The following is a 10,266-nucleotide window of genomic DNA, read 5'->3' on the forward strand; positions in this document are numbered from 1 at the left end:
CGCATGAGGCGATGGGTGTGTCTGCTTGCCGTGCTGATGTTCGCTGCCGTCTGCTGTGCCGCACCGGTGTCGAATGCGATCAGCGCCTACGTGGCGCTGCGGACCGGTCTGCGGGACGCCGGCGCCATCACCGAAGGCGGTAGCGCGGCGGACATCCCAGCCCGGATGCTGACTGCCTACAAGAGGGCTGTCCAGCAGGTCGGACAGTACCGTCCCACGTGCCGGGGGATGCGCTGGCCGGTCCTGGCCGGGATCGCCAAGGTCGAGTCGAACCACGCCATCGGTCACAGCATTGCGGCCAACGGTGACATCCGCCCGCGCATTTATGGGGTGCTCCTGAACGGCTCCGGCGCCGGCGGGAACACCACCGTTGTCGCAGACAGCGACGGCGGGAGGTGGGACGGCGCCGCCGACGGGGAGCGCGCTGTGGGCCCGTTCCAGTTCCTGCCCTCCACATGGGCAAGCACGGGAGAAGACGCGAACAGCGACGGGAGGGCCGATCCGCACAACGCCGACGACGCAGCCCTGGGCGCCGCAGTCTATCTGTGCGGCAGCGGACGGGACTTGGCCAAGCGTTCGCAGCTTCGGACCGCGGTTTTGCAGTACAACCGCTCGGGTGCGTACGTCGCGAACGTGCTGGACTGGATCGACCACTACACGGCGGCTGCCAAGGCTCCGGACCTGAAGAACGTGCCGGGGAAGGTCCGGGCAGCCATCGAGGCCGCGCTCTCCCAGCGGGGTGTCCCGTACTCGTGGGGAGGCGGCAACGCCGGTGGCCCGTCGTATGGCTTGTGCTGCTCGCCGAGCGGGAGCAGCGGTGCGGGCATCAGGGGTTTCGACTGCTCGGGGCTGACGGTGTACGCGTTCGCCAAGGCCGGCATCCGGCTGCCTCGTACCGCAGCGGCACAGTCCCAGGTGGGCAGGCGGATCCCTGCCGGTCTCGGCGTGAACGCGTTGAAGCCTGGTGACCTGGTCTTCTTCGCTGATGTCCCCGGCCGGGACTCCACGATCTATCACGTCGGGATCTACCTCGGTGACGGCCAGATGGTCAACGCGCCACGGCCGCACACTGTCGTGCGCCTGGACCCGGTCACCACCATGTCCGGCTATGCGGGAGGGGCCCGCCTGCTATGACCGCATCCCGCCGTTCGTGCTCACCCCGCCTGCTCCTGATCGCCACCGCGGTCCTGGCCTGGGTGGGGCTGGTCGTGCTCGACATGCCGCACGGAACACCCCAGTCGTCCGGCGTGACCGCGGAGGCTTCCCGACCAGCTGTCCCCTTCTCCCCCGGTCTGCGCCCCGCATCGTCTCCGCCACCGACGACAGGGGCTGTCGCACCGGCGAGGAGCGCACTCGCGTCAGAGCTCCCGCCGTACGGGGAAGGGGTGGCCGGCGACCGGGTCATCCAGCAGTCGCTGGAGACCGCCTGGCCCGCCGACCTGCCCGCCCGCGATGAGGCCCAGCTGCTCGCAGCCGGCCGCTCGCTGTTGCGGGCCGACGCCACCGGCATCGGCCGCAGCCGCTGGCCGCAGATCTTCGGCGACGAGAACCGGGCCATCGCACCGGCGTTCAGCCGGTTCCGCGTCCAGGCTGCGATCGCCCGCCGCGACGGAGGTCCGGATCGGGCGGTGGTGCACCTGGTGTGGGCCGGCGCCGACCGCGGCGGCACCGACACCGACCGGCGCCTGGCCGACTGGCATTTCGTCCGCACGTCAACGAAAGGAGAGACCGTATGGATGCCTCAGCCCCGTATCTGACCAGCCAACCCGGCGGCATGGCAGCGGGCCGACTTCTTGGCCTGTGGGGCGGCCTGGTCGAGGCCGCCGGCTGGCTCTGCACCCACTGGTATCTGCTCCCGTTGGCCACCGCTGCACTGTGGGCTGCGGGTGAAGTCCTCGTGCGGCGCCTTGCGTTGAAGGCATCTGCCGAGCGGATGGCGCTCGAGCTGGAGGCGGCCCGGCATTTCGACCCGGGTCTTGAGGAGATCTTCCGCCGCGGGGTCCAGCTGGCCCGCGCCTCGACCAGCATGCCGTGGTGGGCGCCGCGTCGTACCAAGGCGGTGCAGATCAGGCTGCGTGCCGATGGCTCGCGTCCTTTGCGCTACCGGATCGAGGGGCCGGTCGGTGGTGAACGGCTGCTGTCCATCACTCCGTTCGGCCCGGCCGTCACCGTCACCCGGGCCCGTCCGATCACCGACAAGCCGCGCAAGCACACGGTGCGGGCCGAGTTCGTGCTGCGGGGCAAGCCGATCGCCCCGTTGCGGGAGGTGCCGCTGCAACCCGACCCGCTCCAGCCTCTGGTGGACGCGGTCTGTGATCTGCGTGCAGATCTCGGTGACCTCGCCGAGGTCCGCCTGGACATCCAGCGGGCTCCGAAATGGGCCTTGCGGGCGCGGCGGTTGCATCTGATGCAGGCAGCGCGCCGCACGGAGCGCCGTGAGGTCCGGCGTTCCGTTCACTGGATGCGCCGGGATGCTGCAGGGATCGATGACTCGCTGGCCCGTCAGTTCTGGCAAGTGGTGGGTGCACGGGGCGGGTCGGCGGGGGCGGGGCAGCGGCTGGTAATGCCGCCGGTGCCGCGTCGTATCGATCCCGACGAGGCACTGGGCAAGCTCGCGCATGACGATCAACTGGTGCGGGTGCAGCTGCTGGTCACCTGCGCCTCCGACATCGAGGGGCGGTCCGAGGCGCGACTGGGCCAACTCCAGGCCGCCTTCGACGTGTTCGGTGCGCAGTCGCGATGGGCGATGCGCGGTCTGCGGCTCGGGCCGTGGCGGGCGGGTGCCGACCGGTGGCCCAGCCGCCGTGCCTTCGAGCGGCGTTGGAGGTACGGGCACTGTCAGCCGCCTCGGGCGAACTGGGTGCGGCTGGAGGAGGTCACGGGTCTGCTCAAGCCCCCGACCGTGCACTGCCGTCTGCCGCTGCTGGCGCCGGAGTTGCCGTCCTTCGAGTTCGGCAATCCTGCTCTGCTGCTGCAGGGCATCCACCGGGCGCCCGACGGGCGCCGTCGGCTGGTGGCCACCTACGCGGAAGAGACCTTGTTCGAGTGTGCGGTCGGCAAGGCGGGCGGCGGGAAGACCGAGCGTGCCCTGGCCCAGGCGATCGGCTGGGCGCATGCCGGCGGCGGGCTGATGTTCCTGGATCCGCATCGTGACTCCTGGCCGCGTGCTGCACCGTATCTCGCGCACGCTGCGCTGATGGATCGCATCGCCTTGGTCGATCTCAACGCGGTCGGCTCCACGCCCCGGGTCGGCTCGTGGAATCCGCTCGGCGTGCACCAGGGGCAGGGCCCGGCTGCGCATGAGGTCGTGGAGGCGGTTGCCGACGGTTTCGCCGCGGCGCTGGGCTGGGACGATGCCGCAGCCCCGCGCGCGCTGACCATCCTGACCGCTGCGCTGTCCGTCCTTGTGGCCGTCAACCAGGCCGCCTGCCAGGCCGGCCGGCCCGAGGACCAGGCCACCCTCTTCCAGGTGCGGTCCCTGCTCACCGACCCCGCCTTTCGGGCCGCGGCACTGGCCGCTGTAGCGGACCGGCTCGATGAGGAGATCCGCTCCTGGTGGCAGAACGTCTTTCCGACCTTTCCCACCGATGCGTTCGCCGTCGTTCTCAATCCCCTGGGCCGCCTGGCCGCCAACCCGGTCACCCGCGCCTTCCTCGGCCAGCCGGCCGGCGTCTACGACATTCGCACCGCCATGGACCGGCGCATGATCGTGTGGGTGTGCCCCGGCGGCAACGGGCCCACCGACCGGCTCCTGACCGCGCTGCTCGCCCACGACCTGCTGCGCGCCGTGCGCTCCCGCCGTGACACCCCCGCCGCCCGGCGGGTGCCGTTCCGCGCCTACTTCGACGAGCTGATCGCCCTGACCGGCGCCGCGCCCGAGACGATCGCCGCCATGTTCGAGGACTTCCGCAAATACAAGGTGCACGTCCACGGCATGACGCAGCTGCTGGCCCGGCTGCCCGGCCCGGTGCGGATGTCGCTGACCCAGAACGCCTCGAGTCTGGCGACCACCGCTGGATCACGGACCGCGGTCGCTGCGATCACCGCCGAGTGGGGCGACCACCCCAGCCCCGAGCAGGTCGCCGCTCTGGACCGCTACGAGCACTACACGACGCTGACCGTCCACGGCCGGCGTATCGGCCCCCTTCAGCTGCGCGGCCCCCACCTCGACGACGTATTCACCGACCAGGCCCGCCCCCGCAACGTCCCTGCCCTCGAGCACGCCGCCCGCACTGCGGCCCATGCTCTGCCGCTCGATCAGCTCACCCGCCGCACGGCCGACCATCTCGACCGCGTCAGCGCCTTCCTCGCCCAGCAGGCCACGAGATCGTCCGCGCGTCCCAACGCCCAGAAGGGATACCAGTGACCAGCGCGCCAGCAGCAGCCGGACCGTCCCGGTTCACACCCAGTCCCCTCGAGCCGCTCCCCCACCAGCTGCTGGCCGCCCTCGCCCAGCACCGCATGGCCACCACCAGCCAGCTCCATCTGATGCTGCGCCCCGACGCGAGTCGCCAGACCGTCTCCCGCCCCCTGAACCAGCTCCGAGGCCGCGGCCTGCTCGACCACGTCGTGCTGCCCAACTCGAACCGCACCCGTGCCTGGTACCTCACATCCGAGGGGGCCCGCCTCACCCGGGACTGGCCCGGTATGCGCGGGCGCCCGCCCTACCCGATCACCTCGGCCACCGCAGCGTCGATGAAGACCCCACACACTCTGACGACGCTCCGCGCCCACCTCGCCTTCGCGGCCGACGCCCGCCGCCGCGGTGATGAACACGGCCCTCTCGACTGGACCCCCGAGGTGGCCCACCCTCTCGGTGACCGTGAACGCGTCATCGCCGACGCCGTCCTGCACTACACCCTCAACGACGGCCGACAGCGCCGAAAACTACGCGCGTTCATCGAAATCGACCGCACCACCATGAGCAGCGAACGCCTCGCAGCAAAGCTGATCGACTACGCCCGGCTCTGGTCCCACCACCCCCCGGCCGCCAACCGACGACACCCCGGCCCGCGTACCGAGGCCGGCCCGCTGTGGCAGCGCTGGTATCCGCTCTACCCCCGCATCCTGTTCATCCTCACCGGCGCCTCACCCCAGCGGCTTACCCGCCGGATCGAAGACCTGCAGGACATGACCGCCCAGCACCCCCACGTCGCCGCCCTCGCCCGCGAGGTACCCCTGGGTGCCGCCACACTCGACGATCTCGAGGCCCACTCCCCCAGCGCACCCGTATGGATCCCGCTCGCCGGCAGCCCCGAACCCCGCCCCTGGCACACCCTCAACCCATGATTCGCTTACGCAAAGACAAATTGTGACTGCATTTAAGCCAAGTAGCGCCTGTGGCGCGTCAGCCAAGCCGAAAAGGGACGTGCATATGCGTAGTCTTTCAACTCCGCAAACAGAGCAAGACAGTCCGGCCGACTGCACCGCACTGCACTCTGCGGACGTCGGCATCGCCAGCGCACCAGCTCGCACCATGCCGTACGGGGGAGACACCGTGACACGAGCACCACGCCTACAAGGGCGCACCACTCTTCGCTGGAAGCCCGCAACGGCCCTGTTCGTCGCAAGCGGCCTGATGACGCTCTCCGCATGCAGTAGCGGCGGAGACTCCGACGGTGCCGCAGAACAGCCGTCAGCCAGCAGCAGTTCGCCGCGCTCCTCGACGTCCCCCAACTCAGATCCGCAGACCGCTGGACGCACGGATGTACTGGCGGCTTACAGCGCGTTCTGGGTCGAGCAGGTGAAGGCTTACAGCCAGGCGGACATCAAAGGCACTGATCTCAAGAAGTACGCCACCAAGAAGGCACTTGGCCAAGCGATGGCCGACGTCCTGGTCATGCAGCGGGCAGGCACCGCCACAGAAGGGGCTCCTACACACCGGGCCGAGGTCACATCCCTGACCCTGAACGGAGCGGTCCCGAAGGCGACAGTGCGAGACTGCCTGGACATCTCCCACTGGAACACGATCAAGAAGAAGACGGGGCAGGTAAAACCGTTCCCATCAGCGCAGCCGCTGCGCTACATCACCACAGCCAAGGCGGAAAAGTGGGGAAAGCAGTGGCGGATCACAGAGATCATCCCTGATGGGAAGCAGACATGCTGAGGCACCCCGTTTCAGCAATGCTCCTGGCAGCTGCCGCGACCACCGTCTGCATCACCCCCAGCGCCGCAAGCGACGACCCTGTCATCGGCGGCGAGTGCGAGGGCGTGGGCCAGTACGTGACCGTGTGTCGAGAGCAACCACGCTCACCAGGAAGCACTCACCACAGCAGACCTGGCAGCCACCCCGCAAAGGGTACAAATCCCAAACCGCAGATCTGCGCGGTGGAACGCCTCAACCCCCAACCCCCCGCGAGCGATCCCGTGTGGAAGGGGCATAAGCCGGGCGACGGCGCCATCTACACACGAGTATGTATCAGCGACGCTCTCGGGGGCGCGGTTGGCGCCCAGATTGTCCCTCAGGTGTTCTGGGCGGCCGGAAACCCCGCTGCGAACGTGGATCCTGAGCAACTGGCGCGCGAGGCCGTCGATCGGATGCTGTTGACGGGCCCAGACGTCGCCAGCCCACGCGCCGCAGGCCGCTACGTGGTTGGCATGCCGATGTGGATGTGGGTCCGCCAGTCCCCCACCACATACGGACCCAACTCCGCATCCGCGAGTCTGGCTGGCGTAACAGTCACGGCTACCGCCAAGGTCACCCGCATCAACTGGGCGATGGGGGACGGATCCGCAGTGATCTGCGACGGGCCCGGCACAAGGTACGCGGCCTCTTACGGCAGGCAGGAGTCACCGACCTGCGGCCACACCTACACGCGTACATCGGCCGATCAAAGGGGCGGGAGGTACTCCGTGGCCGCCGTCGCCACTTGGACGGTCGACTGGCAGGTCAACGGCGCTGGTGAGACAGGCCAGTTCACCGAGACACGGCAGTCGCAGACGCAGGTAAGGATCGGCGAGGTTCAGGTCGTCCGGTAGGACCGCTGGAAGGATCACCACATTGAGTAAGAGGAAGGAATCGACAGCGGTCGCCGAGCGTGGGTTGCCGCTGACCGACGTGGCTGGCTCCGTCAGCCCGCCGCGGGTGTCAGCCCGGCGCCGCCGGCCAGGCATGATCGCCTTGTCGCTGGGGCTGATCGCGGCCGGTGGTGCCGGTGTGGCAGTCCTGCTGCTCCAAGTCGGACACCGCACGCAGGTTGTCACCGTGGTCCGCGACGTGCAGGTCGGCCAGGTCCTCACCGCGAAGGATCTGGGCAAGGCGTCCGTCGCCTTGGACCCAACGGTGAAGGCCGTCAACGCCGATGACCTGGGCCAGGTGGTGGGCAAGCGGGCGGCTGTGGAGCTGCGGCCCGGCTCGTTGCTGGCCCCCTCGCAGGTGACCCGAAACAATCTCGTCAAGGCAGGCGAACAGCTGGTGCCGATCGGGCTCAAGCCTGACCAGGTACCCGCTACAGCTCTCGTACCTGGTCAGAAGGTTCAGCTCGTGCACGTCCCTGTGCAGGGTGAGACCGAAACGGACAAGGCGTCCAACTCCTTGCCCCGGACGCTGCCCGGACGCGTGGTGAAGGCTTCCGACGCTGCACCGGGCACCGGTGTCGTGGTCGTCGATGTCGCCACGTCCGCCGAGGACGGGCCGACCGCCGCGGCGTGGGTATCGGCTGGCACCCTTCGTCTGGTTCTCGCGGCCCCCGGCGGCCACTGATGGCAGTGATCGCATTAGCCGGGTGCAGCGGTTCGCCCGGCGTAACGACGAGTGCGCTCGCGTTGCTGCTGGGCTGGCCGTTGGAGCCGGGGCGGCGGATGATTCTCGCCGAGTGCGACCCGGATGGTGGAGCTGTGCTGCACGGTTTGCTGCAGGGCACTCTTGGTGACCGGTACGGGCTGCCGAATCTGTCGGTTGCGGCTCGCAAGGGCGAGTTCGGTGAGGCGTTCTGGCGGCAGTTGATCGACCTGAACGGCGAGGACGGGCCGCGTGACTCGGCGCCGGATCGGCTGTTGCTGCCGGGCATCACCGATCCCGCGCAGGCCGCGAGTCTTGGCTCGGTATGGAAGGCCCTGTCGCAGATGTTCCGGGGCATCGAGGCCGACCACGGTCACGATGTCCTGCTCGATCTCGGGCGCCGCGGTGCGTTCGACCCTTCCGCCGTCCTAGCCGACCGGGCCGACGCCGTGATCGTCGTGGTGCGCAACACCCTGCGGTGTCTGCAGTCCGCGCAGGCACGGGTGCGTCAACTGGACGAACGAGTCGGGGACGTCGGGCTGTTGGTGATCGATGAAGGCCCCTACCCAGCAGGCGAAGTCCAGCGCGTGCTCCAGGTACCGGTCGTAGCGACCCTCCCGTATGCGCCGAAGGATGCCCGTGTCCTGTCCGACGGTGATGAGCAGCCGCGGCATTTCACCAAGTCGAAGCTGATGAAGACCGCACGGACTGCTGGTGCGCTGCTGGTGCAGCGGGCTGCTGTGCGGCGTGCTCGTCTCGATCCGCGTGCGGTGCTGGCTACGGGGGTGCGTCGTGCGCGGTAGGCCTCTGCACGCCGATCCGACGGTGGCGCCGCCGCCTGGTCCCCGTCCAGGGACGGCGGTGCCTGCCGGTGCTGCTTCAGCTCCTCACGTGCTGGGCCGCTCCGCGCCGCAGGTCACCGTCGACTATCGGGTGGCCCGGCATATCGCTGCGCAGGTGGCCAAGCAGCGTGAGGAACTGCTGAAGACCACGCCGGGCATGGACCGTGCGAGTGAGGAGCAGCGCTGTCTGGACTGGATCAACGAGGCGGTTGCGCTGTGGTCGGATGCTCAGGCGATGACGCCGCAGCAGGACGAGGCGCTGCGGCGCGGCGTTTATGACCTGCTGTTCCGTGCTGGGCGGTTGCAGCCGTACCTGGATGACGAGCGGGTCGAGGACATCATCATCCAGGGGCCGGGTGAAGTGTGGTTGGACTACGGCGATGGTGAGCGCCGGCGGGTGGGCCCGGTCGCCGATTCGGAGGAAGAACTCCTGGAGCTGTTGAGGGAGTTGGCTCGTGGATCGGGGCACGGCGAGCGCACGATCTCGACGGCGAGTCCGACGCTGGCGTTGTCTTTGCAGGACGGGTCCCGGCTGCAGGCGATCACGGGCCTGGGGCCGATGACGTACGCCGTGATCCGCCGGCACCGGGTCTCCCACGCCGGCCTGGACGATCTGGTCCGTCTGGGGGCGATCGATCCGGTCCTTCGGGAGTTCCTCGGCGCGTGTGTGCGGGCGGAGAAGAACATCATGATCGCGGGGAAGCAGAAGGCGGGGAAGACGACGCTGCTGCGGGCGATGCTGCGCGAGTTCGATCCAGAGTGCCGGTTCGCGACCATCCAGACCGAGGATGAGTTGTTCGCCCATGCCAACGGCTACCACCGCCAGGTCGTCTCCCTGGTCGGCCGCGAGTCCAACGGGGAACGCGACGGCTCTGGGCGCAGCGCAGGCGAGGTGAGTCTGCTGGATTTGATGCATCCGGCGTTGCGGATGTCGTTGGAGCGGATCGTGGTCGGTGAGGTCCGCGGGCCGGAGGTCGTGGCGATGATGCAGGCGCTGACGAACGGCTCCGGCGGGAATCTGTGCACGATCCATGCCCGGCGGGCGGACATCGTCTTCGACCGGATCGCCGAGCTGTATGCGCTCGCCCAGGGGAATCTGTCCGAGGCTCTGGCGTATCGGCAGACCGCGAACGGTCTGGACTTTGTCGTGTACGTCGATATGACGGACGAGACGCAGATCGGCGGCCGCCGTCACCGCTACGTCTCGCATGTTCTGGAGCTGACCGGGATCGGTGAGAACGGCCGGCCGGCGACGAATGAGGTCTTCTCCCCCGGCCGTGAGTTCGGTGAGCTGCGGGCCGTGCCGCGGATGGACCCGGGCTGCATCGATGACCTGCGTCGGGTCGGCTTCGACTCTGCTCTGCTGCAGCAGCCGTACGGGGCGTGGGCGGCGCCGTTGCCGCTGAAGATGGGGGCGGTCCGATGAGGTGGTCGGGTGGTGCTGTTTCAGCGCTGGATGGTGAGGGTCATCTGCGGCAGCACTCTTCCGGGGATGGAGCCCGACGGGGCGTCTGCCGTGCGCAGGGCGCCGATCGCACGGTGGAAGGGCTCGGCGTTGGGGTCCGCGTCGAGCGTGCAGAAGTCGAACTGGTCATGGCTTCGGGCAGCGTGGGGGGCCGCCCGGGGGGGGGGGGGGCGCCCCGCCCGCCGCCACCAGGCGCGCGGGGGGGGACAACCCCCCGGGCGACACCCCCCCGGGCCGAT

At 69.2% G+C, this 10,266-nt stretch carries 8 protein-coding genes; all 8 read left to right on the plus strand.

Annotation, left to right across the window (positions count from 1 at the left end; translation table 11 throughout):
- Positions 1 to 36 precede the first annotated feature (36 nt).
- On the plus strand, positions 37 to 1,134 hold the full coding sequence (locus ACFXGX_RS18280) for a C40 family peptidase (RefSeq protein ID WP_384791947.1): 1,098 nt from the start codon (positions 37 to 39) through the stop codon (positions 1,132 to 1,134).
- Positions 1,131 to 1,757 carry a hypothetical protein gene (locus tag ACFXGX_RS18285; RefSeq protein WP_384791774.1) on the plus strand — a complete coding sequence of 209 codons (627 nt, stop codon included), beginning with the start codon at positions 1,131 to 1,133 and terminating at the stop codon, positions 1,755 to 1,757. Before ACFXGX_RS18280 ends, ACFXGX_RS18285 begins: the two co-directional genes overlap by 4 nt.
- Entirely contained in the window at positions 1,733 to 4,366 is a 2,634-nt protein-coding gene (locus tag ACFXGX_RS18290; RefSeq protein ID WP_384791777.1) for an ATP/GTP-binding protein, read from the plus strand. Before ACFXGX_RS18285 ends, ACFXGX_RS18290 begins: the two co-directional genes overlap by 25 nt.
- Positions 4,363 to 5,289 (plus strand): replication-relaxation family protein, encoded by a 927-nt coding sequence (locus ACFXGX_RS18295; RefSeq protein ID WP_384791780.1) that lies wholly within the window; start codon positions 4,363 to 4,365, stop codon positions 5,287 to 5,289. Before ACFXGX_RS18290 ends, ACFXGX_RS18295 begins: the two co-directional genes overlap by 4 nt.
- Before the next feature lie 208 nt (positions 5,290 to 5,497).
- Entirely contained in the window at positions 5,498 to 6,106 is a 609-nt protein-coding gene (locus tag ACFXGX_RS18300; RefSeq protein ID WP_384791783.1) for a hypothetical protein, read from the plus strand.
- A 1,005-nt stretch (positions 6,107 to 7,111) separates the two neighbouring features.
- A complete protein-coding gene (locus ACFXGX_RS18305) occupies positions 7,112 to 7,702 on the plus strand; it encodes an SAF domain-containing protein (RefSeq protein WP_384791950.1) in 591 nt (196 codons plus the stop codon).
- A complete protein-coding gene (locus tag ACFXGX_RS18310) occupies positions 7,702 to 8,523 on the plus strand; it encodes a hypothetical protein (RefSeq protein ID WP_384791786.1) in 822 nt (273 codons plus the stop codon). Before ACFXGX_RS18305 ends, ACFXGX_RS18310 begins: the two co-directional genes overlap by 1 nt.
- A gap of 88 nt (positions 8,524 to 8,611) precedes the next feature.
- Positions 8,612 to 9,988 carry a CpaF family protein gene (locus ACFXGX_RS18315; RefSeq protein WP_384791789.1) on the plus strand — a complete coding sequence of 459 codons (1,377 nt, stop codon included), beginning with the start codon at positions 8,612 to 8,614 and terminating at the stop codon, positions 9,986 to 9,988.
- Positions 9,989 to 10,266 lie beyond the last annotated feature (278 nt).

The sequence above is a fragment of the Streptomyces sp. NPDC059371 genome (assembly GCF_042751995.1).
Classification (GTDB): Bacteria; Actinomycetota; Actinomycetes; order Streptomycetales; family Streptomycetaceae; genus Streptomyces.